Genomic DNA, 19925 nt, shown 5'->3' with positions numbered 1-19925 from the left:
ACCTCTGCTGACTTCTGTCCGTTCAACGTTTCCTTTCAGAAACGCTTACCAGCATCGCTGGCGTGCCGGACAGACCTCCCCGGGTAAGAACGTTGTCTTTCCCTCCATCTACCCGCTCCATTTACTCTCGACAGCCTTCGGTAGCAAGGGCTTTGTCTTGTTTTGCAGACTCACCCAACTGTCGCTAGCCTCGATTGGAGTTCGTGAACCTCGGGTCGGAGGTTTGCCGCCGCCTTCCTTCAGATTCCACCTCACGGTGGACACCCTTGGCTTAAGCTAATGGCTACTGCTACCTTCACCATTCCGGACTCTCACCGTAGAGACAACGCCCATGCCGGGCGCACAAAAAAAGCACGAGCGAATCACTCCACTCATGCCAAGACAATTTTCGTTTTTGAACAATGACAAGATTGAGCAGTGGAGCGCGGAACTTAAGCTCCTGTTGAGACCGTTTTGGCAACGGATGATGGTTGACCCATATCTGTGAGACTTTCCATAGACTTGTTTGCCGGTTCTGGTAAGAGCAGTGTCAATAAAATACCTGCCAGCGCAAACCCAAATGTGATATCAAGCGTTCCGTTAAGCCCTAGGTGGCTGCTCAAAACAGGGAAGATGAATACACCGATAAACGCCCCAATTTTAGCAATACCTGCTGATATACCATGTCCAGTAGTACGCTGGGAAACAGGGAAAAGTTCTGCAGCCATGACAAAAGTTGTTGTATTCGGACCAAATTCCGCAAAGAAGTAGCTGACCCCATAGAGCAAAACAAATGGGATTAAATCTTTGGTAACTCCAGGTATAACCCCAATAAGGAGGAACATCAGTCCCATGACAAAGAATCCAATGAGCTGCAGACGTTTGTGACCAATCTTATCCATAGTTAGGAAGGCTACCACATAGCCAGGAACTGCGGCAATTGAGAAAATCATGAGCGAGATGGCCTCATTTTGGATTAAGGACATGTGCGGAGAAACAAGTTTGAGAATGGCACCCGTGGAGATGGTGTTGCCATAGTATGCATAGTCAAATACAAACCATGTCCCTGCCGTACCAATGAGCGTGATGAGGAAACGAGGATTGGTTATAAATTGACGGAAAGTAAGACGCTGCACATTCTTTGTTAAACTGTTCGATTTTGCATCCACCGTACCATTGGTGAATTTGCGCATGGTACTCGCTGCTTCCGCTTCACGACCTTTAACCTGCGCTTCAAATCTTGGTGATTCAGGAAGTGTACGGCGTAAATAAATAACGGCTAAAGCCGGAATCGCTCCCAGACCGAGCATAATTCTCCAAGCTAAATCATGTTGAATTCCTGCACCCACTAAAGTTATAGCAACCATCGGTCCAACAATCGTGCCCAAAGCTTGCATGGAAAAGACCAGACCGACTGTTTTTCCTCTGTCTTTAGTATTGGAGAACTCCGACATGATAACCGCACTGACCGGATAATCTCCTCCTATGCCAATGCCCATAATGATACGGAAAATAACTAACCAAATAAAATTTGGAGAAAAAGCGCTTAATAATGCTCCTATTCCCATAATTGCCGCTTCTAACCCATAGAGTTTCTTGCGACCATATATATCTGCCAGTCTTCCGAAGACAAACGCTCCAATAAATGTGGCGATTAGAGTAGCACTTCCTACAAGACCCACTTGGCTACTGTTTAAATGCCATTCACTTTTAATCAGGACAAGGGCGGCGCCAATGATAAACAAATCGTAAGCATCTGTAAAAAATCCCAGCCCTGCTGTAATGACTGCTCTTAAGTGAAACAAGCCAAGCGGCGCTTCATTTAGCGCGTCAACCAAACTGTTGTTCTGAGACATTCGCTCATAGATTCCCGCGCTTACCCCGTCGCGAGAATCCTTCACCTCCCCCTAGTTATCAGCCAGATTGCCAAAAAATACGCTTCATATGAGTGCAAACAGAATGTTTGGTCTGACTGACTATCTGTATCGTAAAACGGAATTGTAAAGACTGTGTGAAGATGACGTAAAAGTTTTGTGATTTTTGTCGAACTGAAGATAAACGTCCTATGTTTGGAACATCTTTTATCGTGAACATGTATCAACAAAAAAATGCTTCAGAACTAAGGGCAATCTTTCCCTTGTCCCAAAGCATATTCAATGATAGCTTTTTACAAATAAACTATCAGACGCAAATTTTTATTCTAAAGAAGCCTCTTCAATAGAAACACCTTTACCCGTCTCAATACCGCGAGCTACCCAAAGCAGCGCGCCTGTCAAGCCAATAGCCCAAATGATAATATTCATGACCATGTTGCCTTTGAGGCTGATTGCATAAGAGATATAGATAGTGGGGATGTAGAGACCAATGGACACAAAGCGGACAATAGCCGTGTATGTTCCCCGACGATGGGTCGGCCAAACCTCGCCTTTCAGCGCGTCTTCTGTCAAATAGCCAATGTTGACAAACACATTCAAAATCACAAGCAAGATAATGAACAAGGCCAGACTTTTACTCCAAGCACCAAGGGTAAAATAAATGAGAACCGTAATGATAAACGTACCGAGATATCCTGTGAGTAAAAGCTTCTTGCGACTCCAACGGTCTCCAAACAAACCAAAGAATCCAGAAAAAAATCCGGTCGCACCAGCTATCAAAATAATGGTGGACGTCAATTTGGGAAAAAAGTTGGGAGCTAGCGTATAGGTCATTAAGCCGAATCCGGCCGATCCGGCAAACGCTGTGGTCAGCGTGACATAAAAGCGCAAACCGAGCGAAACACGTTTTTTTAGCATGGAATCAGAGGGCTGCTCTATTCGCTTTTGAACGGGTTCAAGGCGAATCCGTCCCTGTTCTTCACCATAATAACGTATGGCTTCAGCCTCTGCTTGTTCTCTTCTACCTTGACGCATGAGCCAGCGAATAGATTCCGGTGTGCGAGTCCGAGCCAGAAAGAGAACAAATAAAACAATGATTAAAGCGACGCCCACTGTAGATTTTTGAAACGTCTCCGATGAATTCCATGCTGATGAAATGACTGCCAAAATACCCAGCAAGAAAGCACCAAGATTAATAAAGTTTAATTCCATCATCATCGTCTTACTCCGATGCAAACGCGGCATCATTTCGTGAGATGCCACCATAATCGTGTTCATCTCACCACCGGAAGCAAGGAGAAGCAAAGCCAAAGCGATAAGAATCCAGACATACGTATGAGCAAAAATCAAAATAATGCCGCCCACCGCATAAAGAGCCATGGTTAAATAAAAAGTCGACTTGCGTCCAAAGCGATCGGCAATAGGACCAAAAATGATAATTCCGATGATAAGCCAGATGGGTGCCCAAGATAACATGAGTTGGTCAAGCACTTTAGGTACTTTTACCCATCCAGTAGCTACTGGCGCGAGAGAAAAAATATAGTTTTCCAGTAGCATGCCGAGGCCGAATGACCAAAACAGCCAACTGTCTGTGCTCGTCCAGCGCTCTCTCGTATCAACCGCCACACCAGACATTCCTTTCCCTCCTGTCAATAATGATTGATGCGTAAAGATGGTGGATTTAACTTTACGCACGCATGCAGAAAGCGCTCTCTCAACACTCTGAACTCGATTTCACAATCGCTGATGCATGCATCGACATCTTAACAAATTTTATAGACAATAGATCAGATGATTTTCTCTAAATCGACAAAAATTATGCAAATTCGCTGTTCTCTATGTTAGAATAATCAACCTATTCCTTTATTCCCTATTTTTATTAATTGATTGGGCCTGTTCAAGTGCAGAATGATTGAGATTGCTTCTCTGTTCCACAATATACATAGGACGCCCACGCACTTCATCGTAAATACGTCCAATATATTCTCCAACCACGCCAAGCAGTATCAACTGAATCCCACCTAGAAAAAGTACCACCAGCATCAGTGATGTCCAACCTTGCACCGTATTGCGGGTAAATATTTTTTCATACAAGACAGCGAGCATGCCGAGAAAACCACAAAAGGCGACAAACACACCGACATGTGTTGCAAACTGCAAAGGGCGGAAAGAAAACGAAGTAATACCATCTATAGAAAACCGGATCATCTTACGCAAAGGATACTTCGATTCTCCCGCAAAACGTTCTTGTCTTTCATAAGGAACGCCAATTTGTCGAAAACCCATCCAGGCAATCATGCCGCGAATAAAGCGGTGGCGTTCCCGGATGGCTGAGAGGGTTAATGCGACTTCTCGACTCATCAGACGAAAATCACCTGTATCCATAGGGATATCAATGTCAGTCATAGCACGAAGTACGCGATAAAAAAGATGGGCACTTATTTTTTTAAACCAACTTTCGCCTTCTCTTTTTTGACGAACAGCATAAACAACATCGTATCCTTCTCGCCATTTCTCTAAAAATTGCTCAATTAACTCAGGAGGATCTTGCAAATCAGCATCCATCAAAACAACTACGTCACCAATGGCGTGATCGACTCCAGCCGTTACTGCTATCTGATGTCCAAAATTACGTGAAAAATGAATCGCTTTGACTTCAGTATGGCGTTTTACCAAATCTTCAAGCACTGTTTTGGTTTGGTCGGACGAACCGTCATTGACAACGATTATCTCGTAGGTTAGGTCTAAATTCTGCATGACATCAGAGATACGAGAGATTGTAGTTTGCAAGGTGGCTTCTTCGTTAAAGGCTGGAAGAACAATGGATACCAGCGGTTTAGCAGGTCGAGTTTTTACATATATCGATTCAGATGAAACTTGTTTCGGTAACACGACTCTTTCCTCCCCTGCCTATCAGGCTATCCAAATACCACGGAAAAAAACACCAGATTTCCATGCAAGAACAATCGCGCAAAGAGCAGCAATCAAAACACACAAGACGAGGGAGCGAAGCAGTTTGGCTATAGCCGCAAATCCTGGGAACAACATAAGGACGTATCTTGGCAGTGACACCAAGTAATCTGGAATGTTCATGGAAGGCTCACTTGACGTAATGAATGAGACGGAGAGCATGTATAATAAAACCCCCCACTCTGTAAAACGGCGACGCCAAGCTAAAAGTCCAAGACTTGACACCAAAAGAACGAGCATGACTAAAAAAGCTGCTAGTTCAAAGGCAATATATCGATGTTGCATCACTGTTAAACGAGGATGATGATAAAGATATAAAGTGTGTGCGAAAGCTTTCCAGGGCCACATAAACTGACGATGCCAATGTTTTCTTTCGGCCTTTAAGAATGGCATCCATGAGTGAAAACGCTGTTTGAGATGATAGCAGTAAACCAAGAGACTGGCGGATGGCAACAAAAAAGCAACAGCTTGCCAACTTAGCTTTCTCCACCAAACCGGGAGCCAAAAACGAAAATCCATTTGCTTGTTTTGAAGATATTGAAAAAACAAAATAAATCCTATTAATCCACCCGTGTTTCTTGTTAATGTAGCCAGTGACGCAAAAATATTGGCCCACCATATTCGATTGCGGCGAGATGCTTCTACAGACAAGAACATCAATAAAAGAAACAATGATTCTGTGTAAGCTGCATCGAAATAAAAGGATGTAGGATAAAAACAGAATAAAATTGCGGCAGAAAGCGCTGCTTTGAAACCCAACCAACCATTCACCCACAACAACATAACCCAAATGGCCAAGAAAAAAGAGACCAGTGAAACAACAATCGCTGCTACCGGATAGGATAGGCTTGTCCATTCATGGGTCCAGCGTATTACCCATGGATAAAACGGCCAAAATGCTGTTTGCGCAATATTTTGGTAACCGAATTGGGCAATCTCCAAATACCATCTCGCATCCCAGTGAATCATGCCTTTTACCCAGAGCTGATAAGCAGAAACAGGTAGATGGTGAATTTTAGCAGCTTCCCATTCTCCAAACAAAACTATGATTCGCTGAACAGCCACAAGCAAGAACGCGATCAGACCAAAGAGCCAAAAATGATTGTCATTTTTCTCATCACGAGATAGACGATTCGAATTCACCTTAAAAACATATCTTCGATTGATATAAAAGCCCACCAAGGTCGTGGGTAAAAGATTGATAGCTTGAGCGACATCAGCCACGTGCGTGATGTGATGCATAATCCATTGCAATAAGGCTTCACTGATCAATAACACAAAGAGATTAGCAACTAAAAACCGCAGCGCTTGTCTTCCACTCTTGACAGGTTGAGCAAATGTCCAGAGTGCATTGAGCAAATAAGAAGTTACCATTCCAGAGGCATAGCCTATGGCTAGGGAAACAGCAGCCGTAGCTCCTATGCGGCGTAATAACAAAAAAACCAAATAAGATACCAGGGTATTGACAACACCTGTAGCACAATATTTTAAAAAGGATACCCCCGCCGAAAGGTTGACTCTAGCCAATCGACTCTCACCCTCACCATAGATTTCCAGACAATAGGTCTTCGAGCCAAAGTATACCTTCGATGAAACTGAAAGTCGAATGGTGTCGTATGTAAAGAGGCTGTCCCTCCGTCATCTACGATGACTTTTGAGACAGCCCTTTTTTCAACCTGGAAAATTAGCTGTTAGAACTGGAAAGACTGGATGAACTTGTGCTTGAAGTAAGCGCGCGACGCAGGGAAACAATCTCAGCAATGCGAATATAGGTTTTGCGATAACTGCCGTATTCAAACCTGCGCAGTGTCAGATAGTCGTATTCAACTGCGTAAAGAACTCCTCGGAAAGTGCCGTTGGTTGTAGTGACGACTACACGTTTCCCAACCAATTGACGAGCCTTTTCTTTAAATGTCAGACGACGATAGACCCATTTGCTCTTCATATGGCATGCACCTCCTTGTCTCTGAAGTTGCTGTATCTTACGTCTGTTGTAAGCCAAGCTGATACGGACAGTTGGAATCAAGCACTTTCGCCTTACAAAAGAGGAGAAATGAGGTGAGCGGAAGAATTTTCTTTAATAAGTTTTAAAAAGTCAGCATTTAGGCATTGCGCAGAAGGGAAGGACAAGGTTTGACGCGACTGGAACTCATTCTAGAAGCTGCCCCCATGATTCATGCATTAATACCTGAAGCCCAACTCGTAGTGACCGATAGGGAAAAATATATCCTCGCGTTGCCTGGTGAACATTTTTTTCTTGAAGTTTTCGACCAAGGAAAAACATTTTTAGATGGCAGTATTGGCAAAGAAACAGTAACGACCGGAAAAATTGTTACGCGTATGGGAAATCCAGCGCTTACTGGAGGTATTCCTTATCAAGGAACAGGAGTCCCTATTGTAGAAAATAATGAAGTCATGGGTGCAATGTGCATATTTTTACCTACCCAAAACAAACAAACCTTACAAAACACTTCAGAAAATATGCTTGGCATGGTTCAGGAAATTACGGCTACATTAGAGGAACTGCGTGTTCAAACCAGGCAACTGCAGGCATTAGCCGATCATCTGACCACCCACAACCAGCAAATTCAACAAGCAACGGAACGGATTAGTAGTATTGCGACAATGATTAGCGACATCTCGACACAAACCAAAATGCTCGGTCTCAATGCGGCAATTGAAGCTGCACGCGCAGGTGAACATGGACGCGGTTTTTCTGTGGTGGCTAGTGAAATTCGTAGGTTGTCAGAAAATACAAAAAATTCAAGCCATCAGATTGTTCAATTCTCAGAAGTTATGGTGGAATCATTAGAGAAAGTTTCAACTTCCATTATTGAGATCAGCCATTTTATCCATGAACAGACAAATGAAATTAATAGTGTTGCCGATGCTGTAGGAGAAGTAGAAAAAGTAAGCAGCCAATTGACCGAATTAGCTAAAATTATCAAAAGCTAAACCAACCCTAAAAGCAGCTATGAATTACACTCTCACGAAAAAATGGCCCCATGAGCATGTTCACTCTGGGGCTGATTTGTCTCTGTTCATAAGCCTGCTCAGGATAAATTTACAGTTTTTTTGTACGCAGATACCAACTCTTATACTCTAGACCTTTTGCTTCTGCTTCTTGCTGAGACTCAATAGCTGAAGCAGTTGCTGGTGGCGCAACCACCACAGGCGCTCCAGGAGTCCAATCGGCTGGTGTGGATACACCGTGCTTATCGTTTGTCTGCAAGGCATCAACTACACGTAAAATCTCGGAAATATTACGTCCCACGCTCATAGGATAGTAAATCATAGCTCGTAATACACCTTTGTCATCAATCACAAAGACCGCACGTACAGCTGCAGTGGAAGAGGCCCCGGGATGAATCATGCCGTATAGAGAAGAGACTTTCATATCGAGATCGGCAATGACGGGGAAATTGATTTTCTGACCAAAAATTCTTTCGATATCGTTAATCCACGCTAAGTGCGCTTGCACACCATCTACTGACAGTCCAATCAGTTGCACGTTGCGAGCTGTAAATTCTTCTTGACGGGAAGCAAAGGAGCCAAATTCAGTTGAGCAAACGGGTGTAAAATCGGCAGGGTGGGAAAACAGTACCACGTATTTACCGCGAAAATCGCTGAGTTTTAATTTACCTTGTGTGGTCACAGCTTCAAAATCTGGAGCTGGTTCATTTAACTTTGGCAAAGTGACTTGTGTATCGCTCATTGAATTGAAACCTCCCCTAATTTATATTAATCCTATCTGATTACTATATTATAAAATGGGTAATAACAATTCAAGTTGATTTCGATTCGACAGACCACTGAATAGAGACCCCGCGAGTATACTTCTAGCCCCCTTTATCATTTTACACATCTTTCAGTTTTTTTGTCGGAACATTTGCAAAAAAAATTGTGCTGAAGCTCTATATTTGACGTTATACTTCTATCAATAAAGCTTGTGAAATCGTTTTCAAATCTGTTGGAGGGGGAATGCCACTTATGAAATTTCAAGAGCATCATCCATTGATGCAAGGTGCCGAACCATTCTTTTTACACGGAGATTCTATTGGTGTGCTCTTGCAACATGGATTCACAGGCACGACACATAGTATGCGCTATGTAGGGGAGCAACTGGCGAAATCCGGATTTACCGTGCATGCGCCGCGATTAGCCGGACACGGCACCCATCCGGAAGACATGGAGCGCTCAACTTATCAAGATTGGCTTGATTCCGCCTCGCAAGGTTATGAAAAATTGGCTCGCGTTTGTGACACTATTTTTGTTATAGGGCTCTCGATGGGCGGAACTTTGGTCGCCAATCTCGCACATCGCTATCCAGAGACATCTGGAATGGTTCTCATTAACGCTGTTATTCGCAACGATGCATTAAAACCGATGCTGGAAATGAGTGAGCCCCGTTTTTTACCTGCTATTGGGAGTGATATTCGGGCAGAAGGCGTGCAAGAGTTGGCTTACGATTGTACTCCACTCCGTTCATTACGCGAATTGTCGCACTTGATTGACCAAACTCGTCCTATCCTGGCAGATATTCAATGTCCTGCTTTGATTTTGGCCTCCAATGAAGACCATGTGGTAGGTGCTGAAAATGCAGAAGATTGGATGCAGATGCTCGGCTCACCAGAAAAACAGCGTATCGCCTTAGCTCACTCTTACCACGTAGCTACGCTTGATCACGATAAAGATCAAATTGCCGACCTCTGCATCCAATTTATTCGCACTTACGCACCAGAATGAGATTCAACCGTTACTGCTCGTTCTACTAACCATTCAAAAATTCGTCTGGACACAGTGTCATCTGGCGCTGTGTTTTCTGGATGCCATTGTACAGCAAGAATGTTTCCATCCAAGGAAACAAACGCCTCCACCAGCCCTTCTTCATCCCAGGCGATAGGGCGAAGTCCACTTGCCAGACGATGAATGGCCTGATGGTGATAGGAATTGACCCAAATTTCTTCACCCAGTTCTCTTTTGACCGCCAAAATGCTTTCAGGATCGATACGTACCGTATGTGCAAAATGGGAACGCGGGGCGTGCTGCTCATGTTGGAGGCATCCGCGCCACTCCCGTTCCAGATCTTGATACAAATTACCGCCAAGCAGCACGTTAATAACTTGCAGCCCCCGACAAATACCTAAAATAGGCTTATTTTGCATACGAAAAGCGGCGAACAAAAGACTTTCTAAATAATCTCTTTCAGGTGTCACTTGACGCAAACCTGAACGTGGCTGTTCTCCGTAATAGCGGGGAGACATATCATCGCCACCTGTCAGAATAAGTGCATCAGCTCGTTCAGCTACGAATGCAATGGTCTCCGGATGGCGCAAGTAAGGAATCAACCAGGGAACTCCGCCCGCATCTTCTACCGAGCGAGCATAGTCATCTGCAAGTCCAGCTCCCATCAGATGCCAGGAATTATCTGACGCTTGCCAACTTTGTCGTGAAGTGGTCATGGCGATGATTGGGTTCAATCGGGATCGCCCCTTTGCTGCTGCGAAGTCAAACAACGCGGCGCAATCCGTCAGGGTGGCCAGCTTATTTCCATGAATTGAGGTACGCCGACTGCTCGGGCGTCAGTTCATCCAGCTTCATACCCCAGGCGGACAACCGCATTTTTGCAACGCGCATATCAAGTTCTACTGGCATGCTATGCAAACCGGGCTCTAGACGGTGACGAATGACATACTCGAGTCCCAAAAATTGCATGGCAAACGTCAAATCCATCACTTCCACTGGATGACCATCCGCACAAATTAAGTTGACCAGACGTCCTTCTGCTAAAAGATAAAGGGAACGACCGTCTTTCATGCTATACTGCTCGACATGTTCCCGTACTTTTTTCTTATGGAGAGATAGGCGGAACAATGCGGGTTTACTGATTTCTACATCAAAATGACCTGCATTGGTCAAAATAGCGCCGTCTTTCATCACTGCCAGGGCATCTTCGTCAATGACTGCCACATTCCCAGTCGCTGTGACAAAAAAATCACCCAATCGTGCAGCTTCCACAATCGGCATAACCTCAAACCCATCCATAACCGCCTCCAGTGCTCGCACTGGATTGACTTCTGTCACAATCACTTTCGCACCTAACCCACGCGCTCGCATGGCCAATCCTTTTCCCACAAAGCCATAGCCCACTATCACGGCAGTACTTCCAGCTACTGACAAATTGGTGGCACGAATAATTCCCTCCCAGGCCGATTGTCCCGTACCGTAACGATTATCAAAAAGATGTTTACAGTAAGCGTCATTGACTGCCATCATGGGATAACGCAACTCTCCTGAACGTGCCATAGCGGACAATCGAGTGATACCTGTAGTCGTTTCTTCACATCCACCGATGATTTGATTGGCCTGCTCAGGGCGATGAAGATGGAGTTTGCTGCTTAAATCAGCACCATCATCAATGAGTGCTTGAGGATTAAAGTCGAGTACTTGATCTATTTGCCGGGCAAACTCTTCCTCGTTTACACCACGTTTGGCAAAAGCCACGATTCCCCGCTCTACAAGCGCTGCCACAACGTCATCCTGCGTTGATAACGGATTGCTGGCGGCAATCGCCACTTCAGCTCCGGCAGCTTGCACAGCCAATGCCAAACAGGCGGTTTTAGCTTCAATGTGCAAACAAACGCCAATGCGCATCCCTGCAAATGGCCGAGTTTGAGAAAATTCTTCTTGTAATTGGCGAAGAATGGGCATGTGAGCCAATGCCCAATCGATTTTTTCATGCCCCCGTGGTGCCAGAGCTAAATCACGAATTTGCGAGAGTTTTGCAGCGTCTTGAATTGTGGTCAAAATCATCCCAGCTTTCTATGTCTTGTAATGCTTTTGCATAAAATTGCGTATTCTTTCATTCTACTGCTTTTTCTTTTTCTGTACCACATTTTCTGAGCAACAGCTCTACGTGTTATAGTATAATTCGAAAAATTTAATCTGGGGGTGTCAAGGTGCGTCATTTTCAGAAAGTACTCGTAGCCAATCGTGGTGAGATTGCCATACGAATCTGCAGAGCTTGCACAGAGCTTGGCATCCGCACTGTCGCCGTTTATACCGAAGAGGACAAACTGGCATTACATCGCTACAAAGCAGATGAGGCTTACTATATTGGCGAAGGTCTTGGAGCCGTAGAAGCCTACTTAAACATTCCCAGCCTTATTCGCGTTGCCCAAGAGACGGAATGCGACGCAATTCACCCAGGCTACGGCTTTCTATCTGAAAGCGAGGAATTAGCACGCGCCTGTCAGGAGGCTGGTATTACCTTTATAGGTCCGCGCATTGAACATTTACAGATGTTTGGCGATAAAGTCAAAGCCCGTCAGGTTGCCAAGGCTGCTGGTGTACCTATTGTGCCAGGTACAGACGGACCTGTCAGTAAAGAAGAAGCAAGTGCTTTTGCTCAAAAAGTCGGCTACCCTGTCATGCTTAAAGCTGTCAGCGGCGGCGGCGGTCGTGGTATGCGCTTAGTCCATTCACAAGAAGAATTGTATGAAGCATACGACCGAGCAAGTTCGGAAGCGAAGTCTGCCTTTGGCGCTGCTGAGGTTTACATTGAAAAATATGTACAACGTCCCAAACATATCGAAGTTCAGATTTTAGGTGACCATCATGGCAAACTCGTTCACCTCTATGAACGAGACTGTTCCATTCAGCGCCGCCATCAGAAAGTGGTGGAAATCGCACCTTCTTCTCTACCCGAGCCAACTCGTGCCGCCATCTGCAACGCGGCGGTACAATTGATGAAACATGCTGGCTATGTCAATGCAGGAACGGTAGAATTTCTCCTGCAGCCAGATGGTCAGTTTTTCTTCATTGAAGTCAACCCTCGCATTCAAGTAGAGCATACCATCACAGAACTGATTACCGGAATCGATCTCGTGCAAGCGCAAATTCGCATTGCCGAAGGACATCGTTTGGACGATTCAGAAATTGGCATTCATGGCCAGGAAAGCATTACGACTCGTGGGGTAGCGATTCAATGCCGTGTGACAACAGAGGATCCGCAAAACGGATTTCTCCCTGACACAGGACGTATTACCACTTACCGTTCAGCTGCCGGTTTTGGTATCCGCCTAGATACGGGGAATGGTTATACGGGGGCTCGCGTCCTTCCTTATTACGATTCGTTATTAGTCAAAGTATCCGCTTTTGCACTCAATTTTGAACAAGCAGCACGCAAAATGTTCCGAGCTTTGCAAGAATTTCGAATTCGTGGTGTCAAAACCAATATTCCTTTCCTAGCCAATGTTGTGCGACATCCGGAATTTTTGGCTGGCCAGTGCACGGTCCACTTTATCGAAGAGCATCCAGAACTTTTGTCCTTCCCACAACGAAAGGACAGAGCGAGCAAATTGCTCAACTATATCGGAGAAGTAACGATTAATGGCCCTGATGGTAACAGAGCAGAAGCCAAACCAGAAGTGCCTGTAGCGATACCACCTGAATTATCCACTGTGTCGCCAACACCTAGCGGATTGCGACAACTTTGGCAGTCCCTCGGTACAGAACGTTTCCTTGAGCACATTCGCGCCGAGCGCCGGCTTTTATTAACTGACACGACGTTTCGCGATGCTCATCAATCCTTGCTGGCGACACGTGTTCGCACCCGTGATTTGCTGGCTATAGCCCCCGCCACGGGTATAGCAGGTCGTAATCTTTTTTCCATGGAAGTTTGGGGAGGCGCTACATTTGATGCGAGTATGCGGTTTCTCAAAGAAGATCCTTGGGAAAGGCTGCATCGTTTCCGCGAGGCAATTCCGCACCTGCTCTTTCAAATGTTGCTACGCGGTGCGAATGCAGTAGGCTATAAGAATTACCCCGATAATGCCGTGCGTGCATTCACACGTCAAGCCGCAGAAGCAGGAATTGATGTCTTTAGAATTTTCGACAGTCTCAACTGGTTACCCAACATGGAAGTAGCCATAGATGAGGTTCGAAAAGTTGGCAAAATAGCTGAAGCGGCCATCTGTTATACGGGAGACATTTTGGATGAAACACGAAGTAAATATAATCTTGCCTACTACATCCAACTTGCCAAAGATTTAGAACAAGCTGGCGCACATATTCTTGCCATTAAAGATATGGCAGGCTTGCTCAAACCGATAGCTGCCGTCCGCTTGATTACAGCATTGAAAGAAGCTGTGTCTTTGCCTATACATTTGCACACACACGATTCAAGCGGAAATGGTATTGCGACATTGTTGATGGCTGCCACAGCAGGAGTAGATATTGTGGATGTAGCTATTTCCTCCATGTCCGGGAACACTTCACAGCCGAGTTGGAACGCCTTGGTTGCCGCTTTGCAAGGAACGGATCGGCAACCAGCTGATGATTTGCAAGAACTTCAGGCATTGGCCGACTACTGGGAAACCGTGCGAAAGTATTACAGTAAATATGAGAGCGGCCTGACTTCAGCATCCGCCGAGGTATATTTGCATGAAATGCCAGGCGGGCAATATACCAACTTGCGTGAACAGGCAGCAGCACTTGGACTTGGTCAACGCTTTGACGAGGTCAAAAAAGCGTATCGTACCGTTAACCGAATCCTCGGTGACGTGATTAAAGTGACCCCCTCTTCTAAGATGGTTGGCGACTTTGCCATCTTTATGGTACAAAATGGGCTGGATGAGCACTCTCTATTGGAAAAAGCGGCTGATCTCGATTTTCCAGCCTCAGTGGTCGATTTCTTTGAAGGAAAAATGGGGCAACCGTACGGAGGCTTTCCTGAAGTTCTACAACGCGCCGTACTGAAAGGCAGACAACCTTTGCAGGGTAGGGCGGGTGAAACCTTACCTCCAGTGGACTGGGAATCAGAACGCCAGCAACTCGAAGAGAAAATGGGTCGCAACAGCAATAAAGAAGAGTTGCTTTCTTACGTCATGTACCCGCAGGTCACAGTAGAATTTCTTAAACATCGTCAACAATTTGGCGATCTCTCACAGTTAGATACGCTGACCTTTTTCTATGGTATGCGTCCTGGCGAGGAAATCCGCGTATCGATTGAACCCGGCAAAACATTGATTATTCGGCTTCTTTCGATCAGCGATGCTGACCAAGATGGCTACCGAACCGTCTTTTACGAACTGAACGGCCAACAGCGTGATGTGCGCATTCTTGATCGAACAGTGCCCCTCTCTCAAGACGCGCGTCGTAAAGTGAGCGGACAAGCGGGCGAACTTGGGGCCAGTATGCCAGGCACTGTCATTTCTCTACTTGTCCAACCTGGCGACACTGTTGAACGCGGACAAGTAGTAGCGATTACAGAAGCTATGAAAATGGAGGTGCAGTTGGCAGCTCCAAAATCAGGAACTGTCAAAGAAATCTATTGCAAACCAGGCAGTATGGTAGAACCGGGAGACTTGGTTTTAATAGTTGAATAATTTTTAACTATAACTACGGCCTCCCATCCATTCATAAAATGGCGGGAGGCCGTGGAATGATTCCAATAAGAAAAGCGTGCAAATTTCTGGCTAAGATAAAGATAAACTTTTTTAGCTTCATGAAACAGAACTAGAAGTCGACAAGTCCTAAGGAAATGAGTAACGCATCATTGACACGTTTCATCATGGCATCATCCAAGTGCGTGATGCGATCTGTCAGTCGTTGTTTGTCAATCGTACGGATCTGTTCAAGCAAAACAACTGAATCTCTATCAAGCCCGTAGGGCTGTGCCGGCAACTCAACATGTGTTGGTAACTTGGCCTTTTGTATCTGAGCGGTTATGGCAGCCACAATGACCGTTGGACTGAAGCGATTGCCGATGTCGTTCTGGATAACCAAAACCGGCCGAAATCCTCCTTGTTCAGAGCCTACAACTGGAGATAAATCGGCAAAAAACACGTCTCCTCGCTTCACGATCACCGTATCACCCCCCGCTGACCAAGCGTTCTACCGTACCTCCTGCTTCCTGCTCCACGGAGAATGCTTCCGAGGCCAAGCAAAGATTGAGTCTCCCCATTTCCTGGTACCCCTGTTGCATCATTTTTCGAATTTGATATTTGCGCTCTTCTTGTACGTACTTCGTAAGCGCTGCACGGACAATCTCGCTGCGACTCTCTCTGGACTTGGAAGCTACGACGTCCACTTGTTCGAGCAATTGCTCAGGAACATAGACAACCACCCGTTTGCTATCTGACACGCCCGGCACCTCCACCTATTTCCCTGCCGATGTAATCTTCTCTATTATATCGATTTGTTTTTGGGGATAACAATCCAATCAAAAAGAAATTTCTATTCGCGGTACTCTATTGCTGATGGAGGTCAACATCTCGTATGAAATCGTTCCCGCCAATCTGGATAAGGTATCTAATGGCATTTCCGCCCGATTGGATGCTGCTGAAAAAGTTTCTCCAATCCAACGCTCACGTTCTTCTGGACGTTGTTTGAAAAGCGCCCCACCATTCCAGATGTCAGGGGCTAAATGTCCAAACAGGGTGACCGGATCGCCCAACTCAGCTTCGGGAATATGCGTGACATCGAGCATTAATTGATCCATGCAGACCCGCCCAAGCAAAGGCGCTTTTCTTCCTCTGACCATAGCAAAGCCCCGATTGGAGAGCGAGCGCGGATAGCCGTCGGCATAGCCTATGCATACAGTAGCCACTCTGCAGTCTTGCTTGGCTACAAAAGTGGCTCCATAACTGACACTATCTCCAGCCTTCAACCAAGCGATACGAGTGATTGTGCTGTATAGGTGCATAACCCGTTGCAAAGATAGGCTTGGAGGCCAATCCGCATTAGGAGCATATCCATATGCGCCAATTCCAATACGCACCATATGATAAAAAGCATCCTGACGTTGCAAAGCAGCTGCCGTATTCGCCGCATGCAAAAGTGGCGGCAATAGTCCACGTGCGGCTAACGCTGAACATGCCTCCTCAAAACGCCGTAACTGGGCAGATGTATGACCGTCCTCAGGACTGTCCGCTTTTGCCAAATGTGTAAAAAGTCCCTGCAAGTGTAGATCAGGACGCTGATGGATGGATTCAGCAACCTTCAGAACGTCTGACACACTGCGCAACCCCAGACGTCCCATACCCGTATCCACTTTTAAATGAAGTTGTAACGGCGTAGAGAGTTGTGAGACTTGAAGCAGGTCTTCAGACGAACCTGTAAAGGTCAATTCAATTTGATGCTGGGACGCAACTGGAAAAGAGAGCGGATCGACATACCCCAAAACAAGCAGAGGAATGCGCACACCTGCCTCCCGCAGACGCAACGCTTCTTCCAGAGAAGCAAGTCCCAGCATGTGCGCAGATCCACTTTTTTCAATAGCTTTGGCCACGGCGATATCGCCATGGCCATATGCATTGGCTTTCACTGCAACCAATATTTTCGTTCCCTGTGGGAGAACACTTTGAATTTTTTTTACATTATTGACCAGAGCTGATAAATCAATTACCGCAAACGTACCGCGAAACATGATGGACGCCTCCATGCCATGGCTTGCAGCCGAGTTGAGTATGATTCTCTTATTGTCAGCGAGAATCTAGCATGGACGCAAGTAGCCAGCAAAATTAAGGCGCAGGTTGCGAACCTGGTGCTGGAGCCGGTCCTGGAGCCGGTCCTGGAGCTGGTGCAGGAGCTGGCGCAGTTTGCATAGGTGCGTATTGATCCATAACGGTATTCATATTGCTTACATCAAAGCTGCCGAGTCCTGTTGCAAAATCCCAACCTGGTGTAGCAGGATAGGGACCACTATCACCAAGTGTGATATCATGGAAACCGTCACTGCCATAGACACCATAAAGGAGCGGGGCAGCAAAGCCAAGTTGATTGTTGTGACTCGTCTCCAGCCTTGCCCAAACACCTAAGGCAAGCGGTGATGCGAGACTTGTTCCGCCTACAACTTCTGGAGAGCCGTCAACATAGACGTTAGCACCACTGTTTGGATCTGCATCCATAGCGATATCTGGCAAACCTTTGCCGACATTCGTGGTTGGTGGCACAATGCCATTTTGCCAATACGGAGCAGATTCAAAGTAACTTGTACCACCGCCGCCGCCTGTCCAAGCTAATTCTTCGTCATAGCTGCCATCGCTGTTGGTAATCAATGTTGTACCGCCAACTGCCACTACATACGGTGAGGATGCTGGGTAATTGACATCCGGTACACCAGCGGGGACTCCATTCGTCGGCGTAACTGCACAAAATCCTCCCGTATCACCTGCGGAAGCGAAAGTCGTCTGTCCTTGTGCAGCAGCTTCAGCAAACACTTCATCATCAACAAGCATCGAGCCATCCAAATAGGCGTCGTATTCACATTCGCCAAAAGAGGCACTTCCCGCTTTAGCAACATCCTGTTCAGCAAATTTATTAAACTCACGAGCAATGTCAGAATCCGTCAAGGATGTGGTGTCATAAATATAGAGATGCGCCACATTGCCTGCCATCCCCGTGGAATACTGCGTGTCCAAATCCCACTCATCTGCTCCAGAAGTATCATTGCTGGCAATGCCAACCTGCACAATCGTATAAGGAACTTGCGGCAACTGGTTAGCAGCCTCTTCTGTACGCAAATCTTGAACTACTTGCGTCAAGTTACCTTCTGCAAAAATAGCAATATTGGTTCCTGTTGCTTGCGGAGTATTGCCAATATTGTAAGCCTTCCAAAAACCTTGTGGGTTATAACTGGCTGGATAATTGGGCAGTGAGGTGGAAGTCGTTGGCGTCGGTGTTGCCAGGGGCAACTGCATTTGAGCTGCATTGGTTAGTCCCAGAACTGCTACCACAGCTCCACCAAGTGAGGATGGAACGTAGGCCGGATCGACATTAGCATAAACCGTACGGCCATTCATGGAAAATTGATCAATTTGCGTGTTGAAGGCACTTTCCAACTGTTGCGCTGTACCGGTAGCTGTGATTAATAGGCGGTTGGCAGATACCTGAATATTGCTCAACCCCTGACTTTCCAAATAGGAAGTCACAGCGTCCACCGTACTGCTCGAAGGACTGTAGGTGGCTTCAAATTGAGACGGTGTCAGCGTCTGTCCATAGAGCGCGTTGCCCGGCGTGCTGATATCCTGGATATACTGCTCCAGTCCCGACTGATTCTGCATTTGCAGGCCAATCACCACCGTCAATTCCGTAGAAGCGGGCAACGAACCCAAGTTGGTTGCGTTGGTAGGTACAAAAGCTTGCGTATGCGTAGCCACCCAATTGGTTGTATCTGCTTGTGCTGTCGGCATGGACCCCATAACTCCAATAGGTGTGGCGAGCAACGCTGTAGCCGCTGTGACTCGCAAATATTTAGAGCGTAATTTCACGGATTCTACCCCCTTTTCAAATTACTTAAAATTTTATTGAAAAATAGATAGAAATGTATTCACTAAAAGTTCAGATAAAAACTATAACTTTTGTCGTATTGACAAGAGAACCAATCTTCTGCACTCTGGTGAGTAAAACTATGAAAAGGATGACTCGTGTGAAAACTCATCATAAATTCTTAACAACACTTCGTCATAAACGGATTCAAACCATATCTTTAGTTGGCACTCTTCTTGTCGCTCTGGCGCTTACAGGTTGTCAAACAGTTCAACAGACAACTTCAAACAGTAAGCCAGCCTCTGTCAATCCGGTTACTGTCGCCAGACAAACTCCTCAATTTACAAACCTTTTGGATGTCGATCTCGTTCAACCTATTTCTACATGGGATGCTAAGCCTGTTCCTAACCAAGCTGCGGAAAGCGCTATACGGGTACAAACAGAAAGTGGCCAGTGGGTCACGTTGAACGCGAAACAGCATCCGATTCTTTTTGTTGCCTATTGGTGCCCACATTGCCAGAGAACCCTTGTCTTAATGAATCAACATTTTCATTCGCCAAATGATTGGCCTACGATTGTCTACGTGGGATATGCCAACGGATTTCCATTATCTTCAGCTGTAAAAATTGCCGACGAAGAAAAAGAGACGTTTCATTTATCTTTTACAAAACCGTATTTTCTCATAGGGACAGTCGAAAAAAAGTATATTGACGGTTTCCCCTTCCTCGCCTTTGCAGATGGCAAACAGGTGGATTTTATTGTCGGAGAACATACCTGGCCTATGTGGGAAAAAGCCATGCTGATGGGGGACGCAAACACTGGAAAATAAAA

16 protein-coding genes are annotated in these 19925 nt (G+C 45.9%); 4 read left to right on the top strand and 12 right to left on the bottom strand.

Annotated features, from left to right (window positions below):
- Window positions 1-431: 431 nt before the first annotated feature.
- The 5 genes from BUA75_RS04320 to BUA75_RS04300 all read right to left on the bottom strand — a co-directional run bounded on the left by BUA75_RS04320 (window position 432) and on the right by BUA75_RS04300 (window position 6768).
- On the bottom strand, window positions 432-1880 hold the full coding sequence (locus BUA75_RS04320) for an MFS transporter (RefSeq protein ID WP_207549705.1): 1449 nt from the start codon (window positions 1878-1880) through the stop codon (window positions 432-434).
- Window positions 1881-2174: 294 nt separating this feature from the next.
- Window positions 2175-3548, bottom strand: coding sequence for an MFS transporter (locus BUA75_RS04315; protein ID WP_242650245.1), 1374 nt, complete (start codon window positions 3546-3548; stop codon window positions 2175-2177).
- Between the two features lie 168 nt (window positions 3549-3716).
- Window positions 3717-4685, bottom strand: coding sequence for a glycosyltransferase family 2 protein (locus BUA75_RS04310; RefSeq protein WP_083574074.1), 969 nt, complete (start codon window positions 4683-4685; stop codon window positions 3717-3719).
- A gap of 81 nt (window positions 4686-4766) precedes the next feature.
- On the bottom strand, window positions 4767-6350 hold the full coding sequence (locus tag BUA75_RS04305) for a GtrA family protein (protein WP_072873357.1): 1584 nt from the start codon (window positions 6348-6350) through the stop codon (window positions 4767-4769).
- A 157-nt stretch (window positions 6351-6507) separates the two neighbouring features.
- On the bottom strand, window positions 6508-6768 hold the full coding sequence (locus tag BUA75_RS04300) for a DUF2642 domain-containing protein (protein WP_072873356.1): 261 nt from the start codon (window positions 6766-6768) through the stop codon (window positions 6508-6510).
- A 188-nt stretch (window positions 6769-6956) separates the two neighbouring features.
- Here BUA75_RS04300 and BUA75_RS04295 point away from each other — a divergent pair, with 188 nt between their 5' ends.
- Window positions 6957-7778, top strand: coding sequence for a methyl-accepting chemotaxis protein (locus BUA75_RS04295; protein ID WP_072873355.1), 822 nt, complete (start codon window positions 6957-6959; stop codon window positions 7776-7778).
- A gap of 109 nt (window positions 7779-7887) precedes the next feature.
- Here the strand turns inward: BUA75_RS04295 and BUA75_RS04290 are convergent, their stop codons facing one another.
- Window positions 7888-8538: a peroxiredoxin gene (locus BUA75_RS04290; protein ID WP_072873354.1), complete on the bottom strand. Its 651-nt coding sequence runs from the start codon at window positions 8536-8538 to the stop codon at window positions 7888-7890.
- A gap of 275 nt (window positions 8539-8813) precedes the next feature.
- Between BUA75_RS04290 and BUA75_RS04285 the strand changes: the two genes are divergently transcribed.
- A complete protein-coding gene (locus BUA75_RS04285; protein WP_072873353.1) occupies window positions 8814-9569 on the top strand; it encodes an alpha/beta hydrolase in 756 nt (251 codons plus the stop codon).
- Here the strand turns inward: BUA75_RS04285 and BUA75_RS04280 are convergent.
- On the bottom strand, window positions 9554-10303 hold the full coding sequence (locus tag BUA75_RS04280) for a gamma-glutamyl-gamma-aminobutyrate hydrolase family protein (RefSeq protein ID WP_129583514.1): 750 nt from the start codon (window positions 10301-10303) through the stop codon (window positions 9554-9556). The genes BUA75_RS04285 and BUA75_RS04280 overlap by 16 nt on opposite strands.
- Window positions 10304-10367: 64 nt before the next feature.
- Window positions 10368-11636, bottom strand: a complete 1269-nt coding sequence (locus tag BUA75_RS04275; protein WP_072873352.1) for an adenosylhomocysteinase — start codon at window positions 11634-11636, stop codon at window positions 10368-10370.
- 146 nt (window positions 11637-11782) lie between these two features.
- On the opposite strand from BUA75_RS04275, the gene BUA75_RS04270 reads away from it, so the two are divergent.
- Window positions 11783-15211 carry a pyruvate carboxylase gene (locus BUA75_RS04270; RefSeq protein WP_072873351.1) on the top strand — a complete coding sequence of 1143 codons (3429 nt, stop codon included), beginning with the start codon at window positions 11783-11785 and terminating at the stop codon, window positions 15209-15211.
- 130 nt (window positions 15212-15341) lie between these two features.
- Here BUA75_RS04270 and BUA75_RS04265 read toward each other — a convergent pair whose 3' ends face one another.
- From BUA75_RS04265 to BUA75_RS04250, 4 genes are all read right to left on the bottom strand, one after another.
- Window positions 15342-15692 (bottom strand): type II toxin-antitoxin system PemK/MazF family toxin, encoded by a 351-nt coding sequence (locus BUA75_RS04265; protein ID WP_072873350.1) that lies wholly within the window; start codon window positions 15690-15692, stop codon window positions 15342-15344.
- 4 nt (window positions 15693-15696) lie between these two features.
- Entirely contained in the window at window positions 15697-15969 is a 273-nt protein-coding gene (locus BUA75_RS04260; protein ID WP_242650244.1) for a CopG family ribbon-helix-helix protein, read from the bottom strand.
- 78 nt (window positions 15970-16047) lie between these two features.
- Complete coding sequence (gene alr / locus BUA75_RS04255; RefSeq protein WP_072873348.1) at window positions 16048-17253, bottom strand: alanine racemase; 1206 nt, start codon at window positions 17251-17253, stop codon at window positions 16048-16050.
- Window positions 17254-17347: 94 nt separating this feature from the next.
- Window positions 17348-19096: a S53 family peptidase gene (locus BUA75_RS04250; protein ID WP_072873347.1), complete on the bottom strand. Its 1749-nt coding sequence runs from the start codon at window positions 19094-19096 to the stop codon at window positions 17348-17350.
- A gap of 158 nt (window positions 19097-19254) precedes the next feature.
- Between BUA75_RS04250 and BUA75_RS04245 the strand changes: the two genes are divergently transcribed.
- Entirely contained in the window at window positions 19255-19923 is a 669-nt protein-coding gene (locus tag BUA75_RS04245; protein WP_072873346.1) for a YajG family lipoprotein, read from the top strand.
- Window positions 19924-19925 lie beyond the last annotated feature (2 nt).

Origin of the sequence: Alicyclobacillus tolerans, assembly GCF_900142255.1 — a bacterium.
Classification (GTDB): Bacteria; Bacillota; Bacilli; order Alicyclobacillales; family Alicyclobacillaceae; genus Alicyclobacillus_I; species Alicyclobacillus_I tolerans.
The sequence above is the reverse complement of the archived record's forward strand: the minus strand, read 5'-3'. Positions and strand labels throughout refer to the sequence as shown.